The following is a 22802-nucleotide window of genomic DNA, read 5'->3' on the forward strand; positions in this document are numbered from 1 at the left end:
CGCCGTCGGCGATTCCGTCCGACGGCGCGAGGCGGCGACGACGGAACAGGCGCGTCAGCGCGTCTCCTCCCATGTCGTGCCGAGCAGGCTCTCCGGCGCCACGCCATAATCGCGCCGCGCGGCTTCCGGGCTAACATAGCCGTCCAGCAGATCGTCGCGCAGCCGCGCCGTGTCCCGCCCCGCGGGCGGGCCGTAGCCGCCGGAGCCCGGCACCTGCAGCACCAGGCACGATCCGGCTGGGGCGATGAAGGCGCCCTTGCCGAGAATCGGCCGCACCTCGCCATCCGGCAATTCCAGCCGGATGCTGGCCGTGGCGCCGGGCAACCCGCCGGAGAGGCCGAAGGGCGGCGTCGCCACGCGCTCGCAGCAGGTGGCGCAATGCGCGTCCCGCTCCAGCACCCGCCAGCTCCGGCGCACGCCGAGGCCGCCGCGCCAGGTGCCGGCCCCGCCGCTGTCCGGCACCAGGGCGTATTCCTCGATGCGCAGCGGGAAGCTCATCTCCAGCACCTCGATCGGCGTGTTGAGCATGTTGCTGACGGAGGAGGAGACGGCGTTGATGCCATCCATCATCGGCCGCGCCCCGAAGCCGCCTTTCGTCGACTCGTAGCTGACATAGCGGTCATCGGTGCGGTAATCCGTGCCGCCGAAGGTCACCACGGCGCTGGTGCCCTGGGAGCCGGCCATGACCGTTTGCGGCGCGATCCGATGCATCGCGGCGAAGACGATATCCGCGATGCGGTGGGACATCTCGTGATTGGCGTAGGTGACCGGCGCCGGCTCCTGCGCGTGCACCACGGAGCCCGGCGGCGCGATCACCGTCACCGGCCGCCAGGCGCCGGAATTTGGCGGGATCAGGCTCTTCGGATCAGCGATCATCTTGAGCGCGGTGAAGACGCCGGAGGAGGTGACGGTCAGCGGCGCGTTCATCGGCCCGGCCACGCGAGGGTCGGAGCCGGCGAAATCCACGGTGACGGTATCGCCGCTCTTGCGGATGCTCATGGCCACGCGGAATTGCGCGTCCTGCGTCTCGCCCGGCGCCAGGATGCCGTCGCCGTCGATGGTGTCGGTGAACTGCGCCTCGCCATCCGGCAGGGCACGCAGGGCGGCGCGCATCATCGTCTCGGAATAGTCGAGGATGCGGTCCATGATGCGCAGCAGCTCCTCGGCGCCGTATTTCCGCGCCAGCGCCGCCATGCGCTGCGCCGCCCGGCGGTTCGCCGCGACCTGGGCGCGGATGTCGCCCTGCCGTTCGGAGGGCGTGCGGACATTGGCCAGGATGATGGCCTCGATGCCCGGGTCCGGCTGGCCGTCGCGATAGAGCTTCACCGGCGGCAGGCGCAGCCCCTCGCCATAGATCTCCGTCACCGCGCCATAGCTGCCCGGCGTCGCGCTGCCGATATCCGGCCAATGCGCCCGGACGCAGCCATAGCCGAGCAGCACGTCGCCCAGAAAGGCCGGCACCACCACATTCACATCCGGCAGATGGGAGCCGCCGTGATAGGGATCGTTGTGGATATAGACATCGCCCGGATCGGGTTGCGGGAAAGCACGCACCACGCTGCGCACCGCATCCGGCATGGAGCCGAGATGGATGGGCAGGTCCGGCCCCTGCGCCACCATATTGCCCTGCCGGTCGAAGATGCCGCAGGAGTAGTCGCCCGCCACCTTCAGCAGCGGCGAATAGGCGGTCTTGGCGAGGACGATCTTCATCTCCTCGGCCGCGGAGAGCAGCGCGTTCTTCACCACCTCGAAGCGCGCGGGGTCGATGCCGGCAAGGGCGGTTGCGGAGTCCGGCATGGCTCAGCTCCTCGTCACGCGCAGATAGGCGTCGGCGTCCACCCGCGCCGTCCAGCCGGGCGGCAGCACGAAGGTGGAATCGAGCGATTCCACCACACAGGGGCCGGTGATCTCGGCCCCCGGCACCAGCCCTTCCCGCCATAGAATGGGGCAAGGGGTGAGGCCGGTCGCCGGGAACCAGACCTGCCGCTCGCGCCGACGCGCCGCCTCCGCCTTCCAGGGCTGCGCCAGCTTCATCGGCGGCAGGCGGCCGATGGCGGTGAGGCGCAGATTGACCATCTGCACCGGCTCCACCTCATTCGCATGGCCATAGGTCTGCTCATGCCGGCGGTGGAAGGCGGCGGCCAGGGCAGCAAGGCTTTGCGCCGTGATCGGCCCCTCCTCCAGCGGCACGGTCAGCTCATAGGCCTGGCGGCGGTAGCGGAGATCGGCCGAGCGCTGGAAGCCGCGCCGCGAAACCGGCACCCGCGCCGCCTCCAGCATCGCCATCCCCTCGCCTTCCATGGCCGCGAAAGCCTCGGCGATCTGCGCCGGGTCGACCGTGGCAAGGCTGGCATAGAGGGTGCGCGCATAGTCGCGCTTGATGTCGGAGGAGACCAGGCCAAGGGCGGAGAAGGCGCCGGGCGCCGGCGGGATGATCACCTCCGGGATGTCGAGCTCCTCGGCCAGCGCCACCGCATGGATGGGCCCCGCGCCGCCGAAGGCCATCAGGCTGAATTCGCGCGGGTCATGGCCGCGCTCCACCGAGACGATGCGGAGCGCCTGATGCATGTTGGCGTTCACCACCTCGACGATGCGCGCCGCCGCCTCCACCACGCTCAGCCCCAGCGGGCCGGCGATGTGCTGCTGAATCGCGGCCTCGGCCGCCGGCTTGTCCATGGCGAGGTCGCCATCCAGCAGCGCATCCGGCGCCAGATAGCCCAGCGCAACATTGGCATCGGTCACCGTCGGCAGGGTGCCGCCGCGGCCATAGGCCACGGGCCCGGGGCGCGCGCCGGCGCTGTGCGGCCCGACCTTCAGCGCGCCACCCGGGTCCAGCCAGGCGATGGAGCCGCCGCCGGCGCTGACCTCGGCGAGGTCCACCACCGGCACGCGAATGGGATGGCCGCTGCCGACCAGCCAGCGCTTGGCATTGGCGGCGCCGCCCACCTCGTAATCGGCGGTGACGGCGATCTCGCCCTCGGCGATCACGCTCGCCTTCGCCGTGGTGCCGCCCATGTCGAAGGAGAGCAGGTTGCCGAGGCCGAGCTGCTTGCCGGCGAGCCCCGCCGCGATGACGCCGGCCGCCGGCCCGCTCTCCACCGCCATGGCCGGCATGCGCAGGCATTCCTTGACATCGAGCACGCCGCCGCCGCTCGCCATCACATGCAGGGCGGGCAGGCCGATGCCATCCACGGCGCTTTGCAGCCGCTGCAGATAGCTTTGCAGGAGCGGGCCGACGAAGGCGCAGACCGCGGTGGTGCTGGCGCGCTCGAATTCCCGGATTTCCGGCAGCACCTCGCAGGAGAGGAAGACCTGCACCCCGGGCAGCGCGGCCCGCAGCGCCGCGCCAAGCTGCCGCTCATGCGCATCGTTCAGGAAGGAGAAGAGCAGGGAGACGGCGACCGTCTGCACCTCGGCTTCACGCAGCGCCGCGACCAGGGCGGGAATCTCCGCCATGGCCAGGGGCGTGATCACCTCGCCTTGGGCGTCGATGCGCTCGGTGATCTCGAAGCGGTGCCGGCGCGGCACCAGAACCGGTGGCGCCTCCTGGAACAGATCGTAGAGATCGGTGCGGGCACTGCGGCGCAATTCCAGGATGTCGCGGAAGCCCCGCGTGGCGATGAAGGCGGTGCGCGCCCCCTTATTCTCCAGCAGCGCGTTGGTGACGATGGTGGTGGCGTGGGCCAGCAGCGAGACCTCGCGCGCCGCCACGCCGCTGCCCTGCAGCCCCTGGTTCAGCCCGTCCAGCACGCCTTCGGCGAAATCCAGCGGCGTGGTCGGCACCTTGGCGATGCCGATGCGTCCGGTGCTTTCCTCCACCATGGCCACATCGGTGAAGGTGCCGCCGATATCGATTCCGATCCGCCACTCCATGCTGAGGCAGGCTCCCTGAGGGTTGGTGCGGGCAGGGCGTTGGGCTGTGTTGCGCCCCCAGATTTAAGCAACGCCCGTGCCAGGCTCGGCCGTCAGGACGAGCGAGGCGGCATCGCGCGAGCATGACCCAGCCGGGTCATTCCGGCCAGCCCATGTCGAATTGGCCTTGCCCGGACCGCCAGCTCAATTGCAATTGACTCTCATTATCGACTGGGACTGCGGTCCCGCTATTCGGGTTCCGGGATATGGCGCCACTCATCCGCCCCAGCGGCCTGCTGGCCACCTTCCTGCTGATGAGCCTTGTCCAAGGCCATGGGCTGGCGCAGGAGAACGTGCCGCCGCCATCGCCCGCCGGCGCGCTGGAACTGCCGGAGGTGGACGTGCAGGCCACGGCCTGGCGCTCCTGGCAGCCGGTCCGGGGCTATGTCGCTCCCGTCACGACGACGGGTGCGAAAACCGACACGCCCCTGATCGAGGCGCCGCAATCGGTAGGCGTCGTCACCCGCGACCAGATCGACGACCAGGCGGCGCAAAGCGTCTCCCAGGCGCTGCGCTACACCGCCGGGGTGCTGCCCGAAGTGCGGCCCAGCGGGCGCTATGACAGCGTCTTCGTGCGCGGCTTCGGCGGCCAGGGCACCAATGCCGCCTTCGTCAATTTCCTCGACGGGCTGCGCCAGGGGCGGGGCGGCGGCTTCGGCGTGCCGAACACCGATCCCTGGCTGCTGGAGCGCATCGAGGTGCTGCGCGGCCCGGCCTCCGTGCTCTACGGCCAGACCGGCGCCGGCGGGCTGGTCAACCTGGTCAGCCGCCGCCCGACCGAGGACAGCCGGCACGAGGTGCGGCTGGAAGCCGGCGAATATGCCCGGCTGCAAGCTGCCTTCGACTTCAGCGGGCCGCTGACCGAGGACCGCCGCTTCCTCTACCGCCTGACCGGCATCGGCCGCATCTCCGACACGCAATATGATTATGCGCGCGAGGAGCGCATCGCCATCGCGCCGGCCCTGACCTGGCGGCCCAGCGCCGACACGACGCTCACTTTCCTCGCCAGCTACCAGGAGGATCCGCGCGGCGGCTTCTACAATTTCGTGCCGGCGACCGGCACGGTGCTGCCCAACCGCTTCGGGCGGCTGCGTTCCAATTTCTTCGGCGGCGATCCTGGCTATGACCGCTTCAGCCGCACCCAGGCCGCCATCGGCTACCAATTCGAGCACCGCTTCGACAGCGTGTGGACGGTGCGGCAGAATTTCCGCTACTCGCACATCGATGCCGAGGTGAACGTCGTCTCCATCAACGCCATCACCAATGACCGCACCGGCACGCGTTCCGCCACCTTCCTCTCCGACCACGCCAATGCCTTCGCCCTGGACAACCAGGCTCAGGCCAGCTTCAGCACAGGGAAGCTGCGCCATACCACGCTCCTCGGCGTGGACTGGTCGCGCGCCTCGGCCCGGACGCGGCAGGCGACGATCAATGCCGCCGCGGGCGTGCCTTCGCTCGACCTCTTCGCGCCGGTCTATTTCCAGAGCATCCCGCCGATCCAGGCCGGGCTGGCCGGCCTCGCCAATCAGGATCTGGACCAGACCGGCTTCTATCTTCAGGACCAGGTCGCGCTGGATCGCTGGCGCTTCAACCTCGGCGTCCGCTACGACATCGCCCGCGCCGGCACCACGCGGCACCTCAACAGCGGTGCGCCGACGGCGCAGATCTCCCAGGTGGATGAGGAGGTCACCTGGCGGGCCGGCCTGCTCTACCTGTTCGACAGCGGCATCGCCCCCTATGTGAGCTACTCCACCTCCTTCCTGCCCAACAGCGGCACGACGGCGCCGGCGCGCGGGATGGAGCCCTTCGCGCCGACCAAGGGCGAGCAGGTTGAGGTCGGCGTGAAGTATCAGCCGCCCGGCCTGGACAGCTTCATCCAGCTCGCCGCCTTTCAGATCGTCCAAAGCAATGTGCTCACCCCGGACCCGGAGAATAACGGCTTCCAGGTGACCACGGGCGAGATCCGCTCCCGCGGCATCGAGCTGGAGGGCCGCGCCAGCCTGAACCAGAATCTCGACCTGATCGGCACCTACACCTACATCGATGCGGAGATCACCCGCTCCAACACCGCGGGCGTCGCAGGCAATGCGGTGCCGCAGGTGCCGCGCCACATCGCCAGCGGCTGGGCGAATTACCGCTTCCTCGAAGGCCCGCTGCGCGGCCTCGAGCTCGGCGGCGGCGTCCGCTACATGAGCGCCACCTACGGGAATGAGGCCAACAGCTTCAAGGTGCCGGATGTGACGCTGCTTGACGCCGCGATCCGCTATGATGTCGGGGCGCGCTTCCCCCAGGCGCAGGGGCTGGAGCTGACGCTAAACGTCAGCAACCTCGCCGATGAGGAATACGTGTCGAGCTGCTCCTCGGTTACCGCCTGCTATTTCGGCAATCGCCGGCTGATCCTCGGCGGCGTAAGGGCAAGGTGGTGAGCGGCGCAGTCGCGCGGCGCGCGCTTGGCGGGGCCATGGCCGGCCTTCTCGCCGGCCGCCCCGTCTCGGCGGCGGAGGGGGAGCGGCCGGTGACGCTGCCGCGCAGCCTGCAATGGGAGCTGCCGGCGCCGGGCGATCCGGCCCGCCCTTACCGCATCATGGCGGCCTGGCCGGAGGAAGCGCCGCCGCCGGGCGGCTTCCCCGTGCTCTACCTGCTCGACGGCAACGCCATCTTCGCCACGGCGGTGGAAGCCGCGCGGGTGCAGGGGCGGCGCGCCGCTGCCACCGGCGTGGCGCCGGCGCTTCTCGTCGGCATCGGCTACCCGACCGAGAGCCCCTTCGACATGGCGCGCCGCAGCCGCGACTACACGCCGCCCGCCGCCACGGCGCCCGAGGGGACGGGCGGTGCCGACGCCTTCCTCGACTTCCTGCTGCAGGTGGTGCGGCCGGCGGTCGCCGCGCGCTTTCCGGTGAACCCGGACCGCACAGCGCTGTTCGGCCATTCCTTCGGCGGGCTGTTCGCGCTGCACGCCCTGTTCGCCCGGCCCGGCAGCTTCCGCCGCACCATCGCCGCCAGCCCGTCCATCTGGTTCGCCGGCGGGGCCGTGCTGGAGTCCGAGCGCCGCTTCGCCGCCGCGCCGCCGCCGGAGGCCGCGCAGCTCGGCCTGCTGATCACCGTGGGCGGGTTGGAGGAGCAGGATGCCGGCGCCAGCCCGGCGCGCCAGGCGGTGCTGCGGGAACGCCGGATGGCCGGCCAGGCGCGCGAGCTTGCTGCCCGGCTGGCGGCACTCGGCCCGCGCGGGCCGCAGGTGAGCTTCGTCGAATTCCCCGGCGAGAACCATGGCTCGGTACTGCCGGTCGCGGTGAACCGGGCCCTGCGCTTCGCCCTGGGGCCGGAGCCGTAGCGGCCGCTACAGCCGGTACACCGCCTTCGCATTGCCGGCGAAGATCGCCCGCTTCTCCGCCTCGCTCATCTGACATTTGAAGGCGTAGCGCGGGTCGTCGCTATCCCAGTGCGGGTAGTCGGTGGCGAAGAGCAGCCGGTCCCAGCCGATCCAGTCGATCAGCTTGCGCAGATGCTCGGGATTCTCCGGCTCCTCCACCGGCTGGGTGGTGAACCAGAAATTGGCTTGCAGATACTCCGAGGGCTTGCGCCGCAGATGCGGCACCTCGCTGCGCAGCGCCGTCCAATGGCTGTCCATCCGCCAGCCGAGGCTCGGCACCCAGCCGAAGCCACCCTCGATAATGACCAGTTTGAGGTCGGGGAAGCGTTCCGGCACGCCTTCCAGGATGAAGCTTGCGGTCATGGCGGCGAGCGACATGGCGACCGCCTGATGCTCCTCGTAATAGTAGGAAGGCCAGCCGCCGCCGGCGACCGAATGCCCGCTGGTGCCCAGCGTGTGCAGCCCGATCGGCAGGCCGAAATGCGCTGCCGCCTCGTAGATCGGCCAATAGCGGCTGCGCCCCAGCGGCTCCAGCGCGCGGGTTACCATGGAGATCTGGACGAAATCCGGATGCCCGGCCCAGCGCTCGATCTCCTTCACCGCCGCCTGCGCATCCTCCCCGGGGACGGCGATGGTGCCCTTCAGCCGCTTGTCCTTCGCCGTCCAGTCATCGTGCTGCCATTCATTCACGGCGCAGGAGACCGCTTCGGCGAAGCCGGGAACGCGCTCATCCATGCCGCGCACGGAAAGCGGCTGCAGCATGCCGTATTCGATGTCGTGGAAATCGAGATGCTGCTGCCGCATGAAGTCGAGATCGCTGCCCGGCGGTCCGCCGCCCGGCGGCCAGGCATCGCGGCGGGACAACGCCGGCGCCGATTTCGGGTAGGGATAGGTGCTGGTGAAGGGCTGGCGCAGCCGCAGCCCGTAGTCCCGGCGGTGCTGCTGCCAGCGCGGCGGCAGCCAGCGGTCCAGCTCCGCCGCCGAGCGCATGGCCGGGTGGACATCGCAATCCACGATGCGCAGCCTTGTCTCCGCCGCCGCTTCGGTCCGAGGAAGGGTGGTTGCACTCACGGCAAGCTCTCCTTCAGCCTGGGATAGGTGGCCAGCGCGTTCTCGCGCAGCACGCGCGGCCGCAGCCGCTCCGGCAGGCCGGGCGGCAGCGCGTCCGTGCCCTCGAAGCGCCAATGCGGCCAGTCAGTGGCGAAAAGCAGCATCTCGTCGCTGCCGACCATCTCGAGCAGCGCGGCGAGATCCGCGGGGTCGGGCGGCGCATCGATCGGCTGGATCGAGATGCGCACATGGTCGCGGAAGATAGCGGCGGGGTCGCGGTCCACCCAGGGCACTTCCCGCCGCAGCGCCCGCCATTCCTTGGTGCCGCGCCAGAGGAAGCTCGGCACCCAGCCGATGCCGGCATTCAGCAGCACCAGCTTCAGCCCGGGATAGCGGCTGAACACGCCTTCCGAAATCATCGAGAGCAATTGGCTCTGGAAGGTCTGGGCGAAATTGACGTGGTCCTCGATCAGGTAGGTCGGCCAGCCATTCGCCGTCGGCGCCACGCGGGTGGCGCTGGTGACCTGCAGGGCGACCGGCAGGCCATGCTTCTCCGCCGCCTCGTAGATCGGCCAGTTCACCCGCCGGCCGAGCAGCGTCTCCGCCGCGCCGAGCAGCAGCACCTGCACGAAGCGGCGATCCGCGGCGCGGCGCTCGATCTCCTGCACCGCCAGCTCCGGGCTTTCCATCGGCACCAGGATGCCGGCGCGCAGCCGCGCATCCCGGTCCAGCCATTCCCGCGCCACCCAGTCATTCGTCGCGCGGCACAGCGCCGCGGCCATGTCCACATTGTGCAGCGCCGGCGCGCCGAACAGCGTGTTGAGGATGCCGATGCTGCTGCCGAAAGGATCCAGCGCCTGGGCGCGGACGAGATCGACGCTGCCGCCTGCCAGCCCCTGGGCCGGCCGCCAATCCTGGCGGGCGGTCAGCGGCGCGTTGCGCGGCCAGAGCGCGAGATCGAGATCGTCGAGGCCGCGGCTGACGATCTCCTCCCGCCAATGCCCGTCGAGATAGGGCAGCAGCGCCATGCAGCCAGGCAGCGCCGGGTGCAAGTCGCAATCGATGGCGCCGGGCGTTTCGGCCGACATGAACGTCCTCCTCCGCGCATCATCCGGCCAGGCCGGTAGGCGCGCCGGCCGGGTACCGCCACGCGGCCCCGGCATCCTTGCCGGCAGCATGGGTTGGCGGGCGGGCCGCGGTCAACAGGAAGCGCTGCGGCGTCAGACTTCGAGGACGACGTAATCCTCTTCGATGCGCACCGGGACCGTCTCCGCCACGTAAGGGCCCTGCACGAGGCGCGCGCCTGGCGCGACCTCGACGGGGTAGGGCCTGATCCGGATGCGGGACGGATCGCACCAGGATTGGCCGGTGCGGATGTCGAATTCCCAGCCATGCCAGGGGCAGCGGATGATCTCGCCTTCGCGCGAGACGTGGAATTCGCCCGGCCGGTCGGAGGTGACGAGGCCGGTGATCTCGCCCTCGCACAGGCCGGCGCCCTGGTGCGGGCAGCGATTCACCAGCGCGAAGAATTCACCGCTAAGGTTGAAGACGACGATGGGCCGCCCCTTGATGGTCACCTGCCTGCGGCTGCCGGCGGGCAGGTCGGAGACCGCGGCGACGACATGCTTGCTCATCTGGCGGCATTCCCTCCCTGGTTTGTCTTGGACGCTACCATTCGGCTTCCAACGCCGGCAATTGCGGTCCTGCGGCGCCACTCCCCGGCCAGATGCATGGACGGACGTCCGACTATCTGACTATAATTCGGCAATGGCCACCGGCTGCAACGCCCCAAGGTGAGGAAGCGATGAACGATTTCGATCAAGCCTTGCGTGAGTTCCAGCTTGCGCAGCAAGCGAAGCGGGAAGCCGCGGTCTGGCTCGGGAATTTCGAGGCGGCGCTGGCAAGCCGTGATGCCGCGCGGATCGGTGCCTTGTTCCATGAGGACTCCCATTGGCGGGATGTCCTGGCCTTCACCTGGTACATGACGCCGGTCTCCGGCCGGGACGGCATCGCCCAGCGCCTCGCCGCGGAGCAGGCGCGCGCCGCCGCGCATGGTTTCCACCTGCCGCGCGAGCGACGGGCGCCGCGCCGGGTGACGCGCCTCGGCATCGACAGCATCGAGGCGATCTTCGAATTCAGCACGGCGGAGGGCCGTGGTGCCGGCATTGTCCGCCTCTCCACCGCCGGAGAGGGCGAGGCGATGAAGGCCTGGCACCTCTCCACCACGCTGCAATCGTTGACGGGCCATGAGGAGAAGATCGGCGCCAACCGTCCCACCGGTGCTGCCTATTCGCGCAATTTCGGCGGCGACAATTGGGCGGATATGCGTCGCAAGGCCGTGGCCTATGCGGACCGGGACCCGGCCGTTCTGGTGATCGGCGCCGCTCAGGCGGGGCTTGCGATCGCCGCGCGGCTGAACCAGCTCGGTGTGGACACGCTCGTGGTCGAGAAATGGCCGCGCATCGGCGACAGTTGGCGGAAGCGCTACCACTCGCTGGCGCTGCACAACTCGATCCACATCAACCACCTGCCCTACATGCCCTTCCCGCCGACCTGGCCGACCTACATTCCGAAGGACATGCTGGGGAATTGGTTCGAGTTCTATGCCGATGCCATGGAGATCAATTGCTGGACGGATACCGAATTCGTCAGCGGCGCCTGGGATGAGGCGACGAAGAGCTGGACCGCGCGCGTGCGGCGTGGCGACGGGACCGAGCGCGTCCTCCGCCCCCGGCATCTTGTCTTCGCCAATGGCGTCAGCAGCTACCCGAAGATTCCGGAGCTGCCGGGCCTCAGCGACTTCAAGGGTGAGGTGATCCATTCCGAAGGCTTCGACAGCGGCGCTGCCTGGGCGGGGAAAAAGGCGCTCATCCTCGGCACCGGCAGCAGCGCCAATGACATCGCGCTGGATCTGCACAGCCATGGCGTGCACACCACGCTCATCCAGCGCGGCTCCACCACCGTCGTCTCGATCAACCCGAGCGCCCGACTCAACGAGGCGATCTGGGATGAAGGCGGGCTGCTCGAGGATTGCGACCTGATCGTCTCCTCCGCCACGCCGCCGCTGACCCGCAAGGCCTATCAGGCCGTGGTGAAGCGCATGGTCGAATTCGACAAGGAGATGATCGAGGGCCTCAAGGGCATCGGCTTCAAGCACGATATCGGCGAGGACGAGACCGGCCACCAGATGAAGTATTACCGGCGTGGCGGTGGCTACAACCTCGATGCCGGCAGCTCCGCCCTGATGATCAAGGGCGAGCTGGGCCTGCTGCAATTCGACACCATCGAATGCTTCACCGCCGGGGGCGCGCTGCTGAAGGACGGGACGAATGTTCCGGCCGACCTCATCGTGCTGGCAACGGGCTACTTCCCGCAGCAGGAACTCGTCCGCCGCGCGCTGGGCGAGGAGATGCTGGAGCGCATCGGGCCGGTCTGGGGCATCGCCCCGAATGGCGAGCTGAACAACATGTACAAGCGCACGCCGCAGCAGGGGCTGTGGTTCATCGCCGGCGGGCTGGCGCAGTGCCGGATCAACTCGAAGTATCTGGCCTTGCAGATCAAGGCTATGGAGCTCGGGAAGCTCGGCCCGCTCTGATCCGGCGCTGGCCTGCGCCCGGTGCCGTGCTATCCTTCCTCAAAACGAGGAGGAGACGCCGATGAGCCGCAACGGGCGCGTGGTGTTCAGCCGCATGGAGGAGGTGGTGTTCGGCCGCCCCGCCGCGGCGGCGGTGGCCGAGCTGGCTGAACGCCTGGGCGCGAAGCGCGTGCTGGTGATGGCCAGCGCGACGCTGGACCGCGAGACCACCAGCGTCGCTGGCATCCGCAACGCGCTGGGGTCGCGCTTTGCCGCGCAATACCAGGGCATGCCGGCGCATTCGCCGCGCGCCGCGGTGCTGGACGCGGCGCGCATGGCGCGCGAGGCGGGGGCCGATCTGATCGTCACGGTCGGCGGCGGGTCCATCACCGATGCGGCCAAAGCGGTGCAGCTTTGCCTGGCGAATGGTGTGGACAGTATCGAGGCGATGGACCGGCTGCGGCCCGGCGGCGCGCCGTTGCGGGCGCCGAGCCTGCGGCAGGTGACGGTGCCCACCACGCTGTCTGCCGGGGAGTTCAGCGCCTTCGCCGGCGTCACCGACGAACGCAGCAAGGTGAAGGAGGTGTTCCACCACCCCGGCACCATCCCCGCCGCGGTGGTGTTGGACCCGGCGATGACGCTGGCGACGCCGGAATGGCTGTTCCTCTCCACCGGCATCCGTGCGGTGGATCATTGCGTCGAGGGCATCTGCTCGCCCGAGGCGCATCCTTTCGCCGACGCCCAGGCGCTGCGCGGGCTTGCCCTGCTGGCCTCCGGCCTGCCGCGGGTGAAGGCCGACCCGACCGATATCGAGGCGCGGCTGGATTGCCAGCTCGGCTCCTGGCTCTCCATGGCGCCGCTGGCCACTGGCGTGCCGATGGGTGCCAGCCATGGCATCGGCTATGTGCTGGGCGCCGCCTTCGGCATTCCGCACGGCCACACCTCCTGCATCATGCTGCCGGCGGTGATGCGCTGGAACCTGCCGGCGAATGCCGAGCGTCAGGCGATGGTCGCCGCCGCCATGGGACAGCCGGGCGGCAAAGCGGCGGAGCTGCTGCACCGGCTGATCGAGGGGCTCGGCATGCCGCGCAGCCTCGGCGCCGTCGGCATCGGGCGCGATGCCTTCGCCCGCATCGCCGAGTCCGCGATGGGTACGCCCTGGGTGCCGCGCAACCCGCGCCGTATCGAGGGGCCGACGCAGGTGCGGGAGATCCTGGAGCTGGCGGCATGAGCCGCTTCGAAAGCTACCGCGACAAATTCTCCTGCCTGAAGATGCGGCGGGAGGACGGCATCCTGGAGATGCGGCTGCACACGGAGGACGGGCCGCTACGCTGGGGCCTGGTGCCGCATGGCGAGTTGCCCGACGCCTTCGCCGAGGTGGGGCGCGACCGCGAGAACCGCGTCGTCATCCTGACCGGTACGGGCGAGGAATTCTCCGGTGTTCGCGCCACCGCCGGCACGCGGTCGCTCGCCCAGGGCATCACCGCCAACGCCTATGACCGGGTGCATTGGGAGGGGCGGGCGCTGCTGATGAACCTGCTCAACATCGAATGCCCGGTGATCGCCGCCATCAACGGCCCGGCCTGGCGGCATTGCGAGATCCCCCTGCTCTCCGACATCGTGCTGGCTTCGGACATGGCGCAGTTCCAGGATTCGGCGCATTTCATGTCCGGCATGCTGCCGGGCGACGGCATGCACATCGTCATGCCACTGCTGATGGGGATGAATCGCGGCCGCTATTTCCTGCTGACCGGCCAGACGCTGAGCGCCGAGGAGGCGAAGGCGCTGGGCCTGGTGAACGAGGTGCTGCCGCAGGACCAGGTGCTGGCCCGCGCCTGGGAGCATGCGCGGCTGCTGGCGACGAAGCCGACCCTGCTGTTGCGCTACACAAGGCTGATGTTCACCGAGCATCTGCGCAAGCGCATGCAGGATCTGCTGGGCTATGGCCTGGCCATGGAGGGGTTGGCGCTGATGGAGCAGCCCGCCGAATAGCCTTTATTCGGGCTGGATGCCGGCGATGCGCATCAGCTCCTGGTTGCGCTGCCGATCCTCCGCGATGCGGGCCAGCATGTCGGCGCGGCCGCGCGCCGCCGGCACCAGCCCGTTCTCCGCCAGCTTCGCTGCTGCCGCCGGCGTGGCGAAGGCGCGCCTCGCGGAGTCCTCGAGCTGTGCCAGCAGCGCCGGCGCCACGCCGGGCGGCGCGGAGAGGCTGTACCAGGGCAGCATCACGAAGCCCTCATAGCCCAGCTCCTGCATCGTCGGCAGCTCCGGGTAGGACGGGATGCGCTGCGGCGAGGGCGTGGCGATGGCGCGCAGCCGGCCGCCCTGCACATGCGGCAGGGCGGCCGCCATGGTGGTGAAGATCACATCCGCCCGGCCGGCGATGATCTCGATGAGGGCGGGCGGCGTGCCGTTGAACGGCACATGCAGCATGTCGATGTTGTTGCGCCGGCAGAAATCGACGCCGAGCAGATGCGCGACCGAGCCGACGCCCCAGCTCGTATAGACCAGCTCCCCTGGCCGCCGCTTCGCCTCCGCCACGAGCTGCTCGACGCTTTGCCATTTCGGGTTGGCGGCGACGAAGTAGAGCGCCTCGCTGAGCAGCGAGATGTGGTGGAAATCCGCATCCGGGTCGAAGCCTGGATTGCGATAGGCGAATTGCGCCATGGTGAAGGTGACGTTGGTGGCCAGCAGCAGGGTGGTGCCGTCCGGCCTTGCGCGGGCCACGTAGCGCGCCGCGACGGTGGTGCCGGCGCCGGGGCGGTGGTCGTTCACATAGCTGCCGCCGCCGAAGCTTTCGGCGAGGCCGTCGGTGAGGATGCGGCTGGTCACCTCCTGCCCGGCGCTCGGCGAGTAGGGCAGCACGATCGAGACCGGACGACCCTCGGTGAAGCCCTGCGCCCGGGCGATCGCGGGGACGGCGAGGGCGCTGGCCAGCAGGGCGCGGCGAAGCATGATCGGTGTCTCCTACAGGTAGCTGGCGGCCAGGGCCTTGCCGTCGCTGCCCTGGCGCAATTCGTCGCTGGGGCCTTGCAGCACCACGCGGCCGCGCCGCAGTACCAGGCAGTGGCGCGAGACTTTCAGCGCCAGCATCGCCATCTGCTCGGCGATGACGACGGTGATGCCGCTGCGCGCGGCATAGTCGGTGATGAAGCCGTAGATCTGCTGCACGATGATGGGCGCCAGGCCCAGCGAGGGCTCATCCAGCAGAAGGCAGCGCGGGCTGCGGATGGTGGTGCAGCTCAGGATCACCATCTGCTGCTGCCCGCCAGAGAGCAGTCCGGCCGGGATGCGCGCCTTCTCCTTCAGGATCGGGAAGCGGTCATACACTTCGGCCAACGAGGCGGACAGCGCCACCCGGCGCGCGCCGAAGCTCCAGGCCAGCTTGAGATTGTCCTCCACGGTCAGTTGGCGGAACAGCCGCCGCCCTTCCATGGCATGGGCGATGCCGAGCTTCGCCCGCGCCGGCGCTGGCAGGCTGGTGATGTCCTGCCCATCCAGCCGCACGCTCCCCGCCACCACCGGGGCGATGCCCGAGACCGCGCGCATCAGCGAGGATTTGCCCGCGCCATTGGCGCCGAGGATGGCGGTGATGCCGCCGGCCTCCGCCCGCAGGGAGAGATCCTCCAGCGCCTGCACCGCGCCGTAGCGCACCGTCACGCCGCGCAGCTCAAGCATGGGCCGCCTCGTCGCCCAGATAGGCGGCGATCACCTGGGCATCGCCGCGCATGCCGGCGATGTCGCCACGATAGATCATGCGGCCGCTGTCCAGCACCACCACGTCATCCACCAGCTCCGCCAGGAAATCCATGTGGTGGTCGATCAGCAGGATCGCGAGACCCATGGCCTTCATGTCCCGGATGAGTTGGGAGAGCCGTTCCATCTCCGCCTCCGAGAGACCGGCGGCGGGCTCGTCCAGCAGGATGACGCGGGGCCGCGCCAGCAGGGCGCGCCCGACCTCGGCCATGCGGCGGGTGCCGTAGGGCAGGGTGTCGATGGGCCGGTCGGCGACATCAGTGAGGTCGGCCAGCGCCAGCACCGCTTCCACCAGGGCGAGCTGCGCGGCCTCGTCGCGCGTGGCGCCGGGCAGCGCCAGCGCGGCGGAGAGGCCGGTATGGCGGAGTTGGCGGTGCGCGCCCAGCAGCAGATTCTCCCGCACGGTGAAATGCGGCACCAGCCGCGGGTCCTGGAAGGTGCGGACCACGCCGGCCGCAGCCACCCGATGGTCGGGCAGGCCGGTGATGTCCTGCCCGGCGAAGCGCACCCGCCCGGCGCTGGGCCGGTAGATGCCGGTGACGACGTTGACGAAGGTGCTCTTGCCCGAGCCGTTCGGGCCGACCAGCGCGGTGATCCGCCCCGGCTCCAGCCGCAGCGAGACATCATCCACCGCCACCAGCCCGCCGAAGCGCATGGTGATGCCCTCGGCCTCCAGCGCGGCGGCGTCGCCGCTCGGGCGCAGCGTCGTGGCCTCGGCGCGCTGCGTAGCCGCCCGCGCCAGGGCGCGCGGCCGGATGAAGCGCGGCGGCAGGAAGAGCAGGCCGCCAATGCCCCGGGGCAGCACCAGTAGGGAGAAGGTGAGGATCAGCCCATAGGCGATGAACTGCCACTCGGCGAAGACCTGCAGCCGCTCCGGCAGGAAGGTGAACAGCGCCGCGCTCAAAACCTGCCCAGCGATGGAGCCCAGCCCGCCGACGATGGCGATGACCAGCACCTCGATGGAGCGCGGCAGGGCGAAACTCTCCGGCCCCAGATAGCCGACGAGATGCGCATAAAGCGCCCCGGCCAGCCCGGCCAGTGCGCCGGAGAGCGCATAGGCGAGCTGCTTGGTGCGGCCGGCCGGGATGCCGATGCTGCCCGCCGCGACCTCGCTGACATGGATGGCGTAGAAGGCGCGGCCGATGCGCGACTGCGTTAGGTTGCGCATCAGCAGGATGACGCCAGCGGTGACCAGCAGCACCAGGCGGAAATAGCCCAGCCCGTCCACCTGCATGCCCAGGATGGTCAGCGTGCGCAGTGCCGCGGAGGGCACGCCGGGCAGGCCCATCGTGCCGCCGGTGACGTCGTTCCATTCCCGCACGACCTCGAAGAACACCATGCCGAAGCCCAGCGTCATCATCGCGAGGTAGACGTCGCGCACCCGGTTGGCGGGGAAGGAAAGCAGCCAGCCGGTCAGCCCCGCCAGCAGCACCGCGGCCGGCACGCCGAGCGCCACGTCCAGCCCATGCGTCTTCACCAGGATACCGGTGCAGTACGCGCCGATGCCGAAGAAGCCGGCATGGCCAAGCGAGATCTGCCCGGCCAGGCCGGTGAGCAGGTTGATGCTCTGGGCGAAGATGGCGGCGATGAGGACGAAGCTGACGATCTGCACCGTGCCGGGCGAGAGCAGCGGCGCCCCCAGCAGCAGCGCCGCCACCAGCAGCAGCCCCAGCCGCCAATCGGCCGCCAGGGCGCTGAGCCGCGCGCGCACAGCGTTCATGCCTTGCTGACCTCCGGTCGGCCGAACAGACCCTGCGGGCGCACCGCCAGCGCCAGCATCAGCAGCGCGAAGGCGATGCCGTGCTCCGCCGCGGTGGAGACATAGCCGCCGACCAGCTTGCTGAGGATGCCCACCACCAGCCCGCCGGCCAGCGCGCCGAAGGAACTGCCCATACCGCCCAGCACAGCGGCGACGAAGCCCAGCAGTACCAGATCGAAGCCGAAGGCCGGGTCCACCGTGCCGCCGATCTGCGCGATCAGCACCCCCGCCACGCCGGCCAGCACGGAGGAGAGCATGAAGGAGCCGAGCACCAGGCGCCGCACCGGAATGCCCTGCACCAGCGCCAGCTCCGGGTCCAGCGAGACGGCCTGCACCGCCTGGCCCCACACCGTCTTCCGCACGAACAGCTCCAGCGCCAGGATCAGCGCCACCGCCACTGCCAGCACCACCAGATACTGCAGGGAGACGAACTGGCCGAAGAGGGTGACGTAATCCTGCGCGGAGAAGATCACGTCGGGGAAGGCCATGGCCTGGGAGCCGAAATACTTCGCCGCCATGCCTTGCAGGAAGATGCCGAAGCCCAGCGTCGAGACGACCCAGCCCATGCTGCCGCTGCTGGCCTTCAGCGCCGGCCGCACCGTCCAGCGCTCGATGAACATGCCGAGCGCGGCGACCACCACCAGGCTGCCCAGCACCGCCAGCGCCACGGCGATGCCCTGGCTGGACAGCCAGACGGTGAGCATGGCGCAGAGCATCATCAGCGAGCCCTGGCCGAAATTCAGCGTCTTGGTCGTCCAGAAGGTCAGGTTCAGGCCGAGCGCGATGAGCGCATAGACCGCACCCACGCTGACCCCGGCGAGCAGCAGTGAGAAGAAGAAGTCGTCCATCTATTGGTCACGCAGCTCCAGCACCACGCGGCCATCGCGCTTCAGCATTTCGTACATGCCGAGATCCTCCAGCTTCAGCGCCACATGGTTCTGTGGGGTGAAGCTGATGCGGCGGATGGTAGCGCCTTCGTAATCCGTGGTCTGGTCTAGCGCCTTGACCATGTCGGCGGCGCTGGTGGAGCCGGCACGACGGATGGAATCCAGCAGCAGGTTGATGCAGTCATAGCCGCTGGCCACGGTACCGGCGAGGGAGATGAGCGGGTTGGCGGCATCGGTGCCGTACCAGCGATCCGTGCCGAATTTCGCGCGGTAGAGATCGGCGAATTTCTGCGCCGTCGCATGCATCGGCCGGCGGCCGAAGGCGGCGTGGTTGACGGCGCGGGTGCCGGCCGCCAGGTCGCCGGCGCCCTCGATATAGGGCACCGTCACCGCGCCGGTGGAGCCGTAGAGCGCGGGGTTCATGTTCAGCCGGCTCATATTGCGCCGGATGACGGCGAAATCGGCGCCGAGGCCGATGACCAGCATCGCCTCGGCATTCGCCCGCTGCACCCGGACGAGCTGCGCCGTCATGTCCTGGGCGCGCTGGTTGTAGCTCTCCACCGTCACCCGGGCGCGGGCGTTGCGGCGCTGGATCTCCTTCCGCACCAGGTCGGCGCCGGTGACGCCATAGCCGGTGCTCTCATGCAGCACGCCGATGCGGCTGAACTCCGAGAGCGCCGCCGCCAGCTTCTCGGATTCCACCACATTGCCGATGGAGATGGAGAAGAGGTTGGGCCGCGGCGGCTTATCCAGACCGTTGGGATAGACGATGGAGGGCGTCTGCGCCTGCGGGTTGATGATCGGCCTGCCATCGGCCTGGATCATGTCGGCGATCGCCAGGGTGGGGCCGGAGCCGGAGGGGCACATCAGGCCAACGATTTCCCGGTTGTCCAGGATGCGGCGGAGATTCTGCACCGCGCGGTCCGGGACGAGCTGATCGTCCAGCACCTCGGCCAGCTCCACCATGCGGCCATTGATGCCGCCGGCCTTATTGCACTCCTCCACCGCGATCTGGGCGCCGCGGTTGATGCCCTCGCCGAATTCGTTGAACGGCCCGGTGAGGGCGGCGGTGAAGCCGAGCTTGATCGGGGCGGATTGCGCCCGCAGCACCCCGGGCATGGCCAGCATCGCGGCGCCGAGCGCCAGATCCCTGCGGCTGATCTTCATCGTGGTCCCCTCCCGTTTCAGCCCTTGCCGGCCGCCTTCAGCTCTTCCAGCAGGATCGGCACGCCATGCGTGGTGCTGTGGATGCCGAGCACGCTGACCAGCTCCAGCACCTCCATGATCTCCTGCTGCGTCGCGCCATGGTTGAGGGCGTTGCGGATATGGATGCGGGTGCCGGGTGCATAGAGATGCGTCGTCGCGGCATCGATCGCGATGTAGATGAACTCCTTCACCTTCGGTTCCAGCATGCCGTGCTGCCACGGTACCGAGGAGAAGCGCAGATAGGCCTCAAAGAAATCCGGCGAGAGGGCGAGGACATTGTCCCATAGCTCGCTCCAATAGCCGCGGGCCGCGGTGAATTCGGCCTTCAGCCGGGCCTCGCGCTCGCCGCCCTGGCCGGGCTTCGGCAGCTCCTCGCCGCGGCCGGCTTCCGTCAGCTCCTCCACCAGGATCGGCACGCCATGCGTCACGCTGTGGATGCCGAGCACGGAGATGAGCTGCAGCACCTCCATGATCTCCTGCCGCGTCGCGCCGTAGCGCAGCGCGTTCCGCATATGCACGCGGGTGCCTGAGGCATGGAGATGCGTGGTGGAGGCGTCGATCGCGACGTAGATGAACTCGCGCACCTTCGGCTCCAGCACGCCATGGCGCCAGGGGACCGAGGAGAAGTTCATATAGGCTTCGAAGAACTCCGGATCGAGCGCCAGCACCTGGTCCCAGGTCGGGCTCCAATAGCCGCGTGCCCGGGTGAACTCCTCTTTCAGCGCGCGCTGACGCGGCGAGAGCTCGCTCATGGCCTCTCGTTTCCTTCCCCTCCTGGCCGGCGCGTTGCCCGCGCCTCGGCAATGCCGCAGCATGCGGCATCGCGCCCGGCTTGGAAATGTTGTCCCATGATCAGGAGCTTTGCGGCAGGCGAAAAGGTCGAGCTATTCGGCCGCCAGCGGAAAGGCGCCACTCCGTCCCGCCGGGTTGCGCAGCGCCTGGGCCAGAAATTCCACAAAGGCGCGGATCTTCGGCGGCATATGGCGGTGCCGCTGGTACACGGCGTAGATGCCATGGTCGAAGGTGGTCGGCGTCGCCTGCCAGGAAGGCAGCACGCGTTCCAGCCGCCCGGCGGCGATCTCGCCGGCCACGCACCACACCGGCAGCAGCGCGATGCCGAGCCCGGCCAGCGCTGCCTCGCGCAGCATCTCGCCATTGTTCACTTGCAGGTTGCCGGCGACGCGCAGCTCCCGCCGGCCGCCCGGGCCGCGGAATTGCCACACCGCATGGCCGTCCTCATGCCGCCCGTCCAGCGGCCAGGTCAGGCAGTTGTGCCGCAGCAGATCCTCGGGTGCGCGGATCGGCCCATGGCGGGCCAGGTAGTCCGGGCTGGCGAAAAGGATGCGCTCCGAGGCATCGGCCAATTTTCGCAAGGCCAGCAGCGGCTCGCCGGCATTGCCCAGGCGGATGGCGACGTCGATGCCGTTCTCCACCAGGTCGCGCGGCTCCTCGGTCAGCCACAGCTTCAGCGTCACCTCCGGATAGCGGGCGAGGAATTCCGGCAGCAGCGGCGCCAGGAAATGATGCCCCACCGCCACCCGCGCATGCACATGCAGCAAGCCGCGCGGCCTTGCCTGGTGCTGGCTGAGCTGGCCGGCCAAGGCGTCGATATCCGCCAGGATGCGCGTAGCCTTTTCCAAATAGAGCTGCCCCGCTTCCGTCAGGGCGTGGCGCCGGCTGGTGCGGTTGATGAGCCGCACGCCGAACTCGCTCTCCAGCGCATTCACCCGGCGCGAGACCGAGGCCGGCGACAGGCCGAAGGCGCGGCCTGCCGCGGACAGGCTCTCCGACTGCGCAATGCGGACGAAGAGACGCATGGTCTCCAGCGTTTCCATCCCAGCCTCGATCTTGCTCTTGGCCGCGAATGGTAGCGCCGGCGGGGGGCGAGTCCAGCGCCAGCTTTGCGGCTGGCGGAAAGATGCTCCTCGCCGCGCGGCGGTTGCCTTGGCCGGGCGCCGCCGCGCACCCTGGCCGCAAGCACGCGGAGGAAGCCCATGCAATTCGGCCTGTTCTACGAACACCAGATGCCGCGCCCCTGGGGCCCGGATTCCGAGCTGGCCCTGTACCAGCAGGCGCTGGACCAGGTGGAGCTGGCCGATCGGCTGGGGCTGCACTATATCTGGGAGGTGGAGCACCATTTCCTCGAGGAGTATTCGCATTCCTCGGCACCGGAGGTGTTCCTGGCCGCCTGCTCGCAGCGGACGAAGCGCATCCGCCTGGGCCATGGCGTGATGCTGATGCCGAGCCCCTACAACCACCCCGCCCGCGCGGCGGAGCGCATCGCCACGCTCGATCTCGTCAGCAATGGTCGCGTGGATTGGGGCACCGGCGAAAGCGCCACGGCGATGGAAATGGGCGGCTTCAACATGCAGCCGGACAACAAGACCGCCATGTGGCGCGAGAGCACCGAACAGGCGGCCAATATGCTGGCGATGAACCCCTATCCGGGCTTCGCGGGCAGCTATTTCAGCATGCCGCCGCGCAGCATCCTGCCCAAGCCGGCGCAGCGGCCGCACCCGCCGATGTGGATGGCCTGCTCCCGCCGCGAAAGCATCCACCGCGCCGCCCGCCACGGCATGGGCGCCCTGACCTTCGCCTTCGTCGAGCCGGAGCAGGCGGCGAAATGGGTGGAGGAATATTACGACATCATCCGCTCCGAGGACTGCGTCCCGCTTGGCCATACCGTCAATCCCAACGTCGCGCTGGTCTCCGGCATGTCCCTGCATGAGGAGGAGCAGGAGGCGATCCGCCGTGGGCTGGATGGCTTCCGCTTCTTCGGCTACTCGCTGGGCTATTACGGGCTGTTCGGTGCGCACCGGCCGGGCCGCGACAACGTGTGGGAGAAATTCCTGCAGGTGAAGGACACGCTGCCGGACAATGCCGGCCGCGGCGGCATCGGCACGCCGGACCAGGTGCGGGAACACCTGCTGCGCTATGAGCGGATCGGGGTGGACCAGATCATTTTCGTGCAGCAATCCGGCAAGAACCGGCACGACCATATCTGCGACAGCCTGGAGCTCTTCGCCCGCACCCTGCTGCCGGAATTCCAGGCGCGGGAGGAGGAGCGGCAGAAGCGGAAGCAGGCGGAGCTGGCGCCCTTCATCGCCGCCGCCCTGGCGCGCAAGCAGCGCATGGCGCCGCTGGCCGAGGAGGCCGTACCGGTGGTGGAGGCCTTCGGCCGCCAGGGCGCCAAGGTCGGCGTCGCCCAGGCCAGCACCTTCAATGATCGCGGCGGCGCGATTTCCGTGCCACGTTTCGACCCGCACGCAAAGCAGGGATGAGCCCGCC

At 69.2% G+C, this 22802-nt stretch carries 18 protein-coding genes; 6 read left to right on the forward strand and 12 right to left on the reverse strand.

The genetic code is table 11. The features are described from left to right. Nucleotides 1-54: 54 nt before the first annotated feature. Together E5N76_RS15640 and E5N76_RS15645 are read right to left on the reverse strand one after the other, a co-directional pair. Nucleotides 55-1797: a hydantoinase B/oxoprolinase family protein gene (locus E5N76_RS15640; protein ID WP_149538247.1), complete on the reverse strand. Its 1743-nt coding sequence runs from the start codon at nt 1795-1797 to the stop codon at nt 55-57. A 3-nt stretch (nt 1798-1800) separates the two neighbouring features. Then, a complete protein-coding gene (locus E5N76_RS15645) occupies nt 1801-3873 on the reverse strand; it encodes a hydantoinase/oxoprolinase family protein (RefSeq protein ID WP_149538248.1) in 2073 nt (690 codons plus the stop codon). 245 nt (nt 3874-4118) lie between these two features. On the opposite strand from E5N76_RS15645, the gene E5N76_RS15650 reads away from it, so the two are divergent. Beyond that, nucleotides 4119-6338 carry a TonB-dependent siderophore receptor gene (locus tag E5N76_RS15650; RefSeq protein WP_149538249.1) on the forward strand — a complete coding sequence of 740 codons (2220 nt, stop codon included), beginning with the start codon at nt 4119-4121 and terminating at the stop codon, nt 6336-6338. A gap of 35 nt (nt 6339-6373) precedes the next feature. After that, nucleotides 6374-7243, forward strand: a complete 870-nt coding sequence (locus E5N76_RS15655; RefSeq protein WP_149538318.1) for an alpha/beta hydrolase — start codon at nt 6374-6376, stop codon at nt 7241-7243. A gap of 6 nt (nt 7244-7249) precedes the next feature. On the opposite strand, the gene E5N76_RS15660 is transcribed toward E5N76_RS15655, so the two are convergent. The 3 genes from E5N76_RS15660 to E5N76_RS15670 all read right to left on the reverse strand — a co-directional run bounded on the left by E5N76_RS15660 (nt 7250) and on the right by E5N76_RS15670 (nt 9966). Continuing rightward, nucleotides 7250-8353, reverse strand: a complete 1104-nt coding sequence (locus tag E5N76_RS15660; protein ID WP_207791989.1) for an amidohydrolase family protein — start codon at nt 8351-8353, stop codon at nt 7250-7252. Further along, nucleotides 8350-9420 (reverse strand): amidohydrolase family protein, encoded by a 1071-nt coding sequence (locus E5N76_RS15665; protein WP_149538250.1) that lies wholly within the window; start codon nt 9418-9420, stop codon nt 8350-8352. The genes E5N76_RS15660 and E5N76_RS15665 overlap by 4 nt, the downstream gene beginning before the upstream one ends. A 132-nt stretch (nt 9421-9552) precedes the next feature. After that, on the reverse strand, nt 9553-9966 hold the full coding sequence (locus E5N76_RS15670; protein WP_149538251.1) for a Rieske (2Fe-2S) protein: 414 nt from the start codon (nt 9964-9966) through the stop codon (nt 9553-9555). A 170-nt stretch (nt 9967-10136) separates the two neighbouring features. On the opposite strand from E5N76_RS15670, the gene E5N76_RS15675 reads away from it, so the two are divergent. The 3 genes from E5N76_RS15675 to E5N76_RS15685 all read left to right on the forward strand — a co-directional run bounded on the left by E5N76_RS15675 (nt 10137) and on the right by E5N76_RS15685 (nt 13898). Then, nucleotides 10137-11927 carry a flavin-containing monooxygenase gene (locus E5N76_RS15675; RefSeq protein ID WP_149538252.1) on the forward strand — a complete coding sequence of 597 codons (1791 nt, stop codon included), beginning with the start codon at nt 10137-10139 and terminating at the stop codon, nt 11925-11927. A 61-nt stretch (nt 11928-11988) separates the two neighbouring features. Further along, nucleotides 11989-13137: an iron-containing alcohol dehydrogenase gene (locus tag E5N76_RS15680; protein WP_207791990.1), complete on the forward strand. Its 1149-nt coding sequence runs from the start codon at nt 11989-11991 to the stop codon at nt 13135-13137. Continuing rightward, complete coding sequence (locus tag E5N76_RS15685) at nt 13134-13898, forward strand: enoyl-CoA hydratase/isomerase family protein (RefSeq protein WP_149538253.1); 765 nt, start codon at nt 13134-13136, stop codon at nt 13896-13898. The genes E5N76_RS15680 and E5N76_RS15685 overlap by 4 nt, the downstream gene beginning before the upstream one ends. A gap of 3 nt (nt 13899-13901) precedes the next feature. Here E5N76_RS15685 and E5N76_RS15690 read toward each other — a convergent pair whose 3' ends face one another. From E5N76_RS15690 to E5N76_RS15720, 7 genes are all read right to left on the reverse strand, one after another. Next, nucleotides 13902-14861, reverse strand: coding sequence for a Bug family tripartite tricarboxylate transporter substrate binding protein (locus tag E5N76_RS15690; protein ID WP_149538254.1), 960 nt, complete (start codon nt 14859-14861; stop codon nt 13902-13904). 12 nt (nt 14862-14873) lie between these two features. Next, entirely contained in the window at nt 14874-15584 is a 711-nt protein-coding gene (locus E5N76_RS15695; protein WP_149538255.1) for an ABC transporter ATP-binding protein, read from the reverse strand. Continuing rightward, nucleotides 15577-17382 carry a branched-chain amino acid ABC transporter ATP-binding protein/permease gene (locus E5N76_RS15700; protein WP_149538256.1) on the reverse strand — a complete coding sequence of 602 codons (1806 nt, stop codon included), beginning with the start codon at nt 17380-17382 and terminating at the stop codon, nt 15577-15579. Before E5N76_RS15700 ends, E5N76_RS15695 begins: the two co-directional genes overlap by 8 nt. After that, the gene (locus E5N76_RS15705; protein WP_149538257.1) at nt 17379-18269 is read right to left on the reverse strand and encodes a branched-chain amino acid ABC transporter permease; all 891 of its coding nucleotides are present in this window, start codon (nt 18267-18269) and stop codon (nt 17379-17381) included. The genes E5N76_RS15700 and E5N76_RS15705 overlap by 4 nt, the downstream gene beginning before the upstream one ends. After that, on the reverse strand, nt 18270-19475 hold the full coding sequence (locus E5N76_RS15710) for an ABC transporter substrate-binding protein (RefSeq protein WP_149538258.1): 1206 nt from the start codon (nt 19473-19475) through the stop codon (nt 18270-18272). A 17-nt stretch (nt 19476-19492) separates the two neighbouring features. After that, the gene (locus tag E5N76_RS15715; protein WP_149538259.1) at nt 19493-20266 is read right to left on the reverse strand and encodes a carboxymuconolactone decarboxylase family protein; all 774 of its coding nucleotides are present in this window, start codon (nt 20264-20266) and stop codon (nt 19493-19495) included. 132 nt (nt 20267-20398) lie between these two features. Continuing rightward, on the reverse strand, nt 20399-21331 hold the full coding sequence (locus E5N76_RS15720; protein ID WP_187830197.1) for a LysR family transcriptional regulator: 933 nt from the start codon (nt 21329-21331) through the stop codon (nt 20399-20401). 177 nt (nt 21332-21508) lie between these two features. Here E5N76_RS15720 and E5N76_RS15725 point away from each other — a divergent pair, with 177 nt between their 5' ends. After that, on the forward strand, nt 21509-22795 hold the full coding sequence (locus tag E5N76_RS15725) for an LLM class flavin-dependent oxidoreductase (RefSeq protein ID WP_149538261.1): 1287 nt from the start codon (nt 21509-21511) through the stop codon (nt 22793-22795). Nucleotides 22796-22802: the final 7 nt, after the last annotated feature.

It is taken from the genome of Siccirubricoccus phaeus (assembly GCF_008360935.1).
Taxonomy (GTDB): domain Bacteria; phylum Pseudomonadota; class Alphaproteobacteria; order Acetobacterales; family Acetobacteraceae; genus Siccirubricoccus; species Siccirubricoccus phaeus.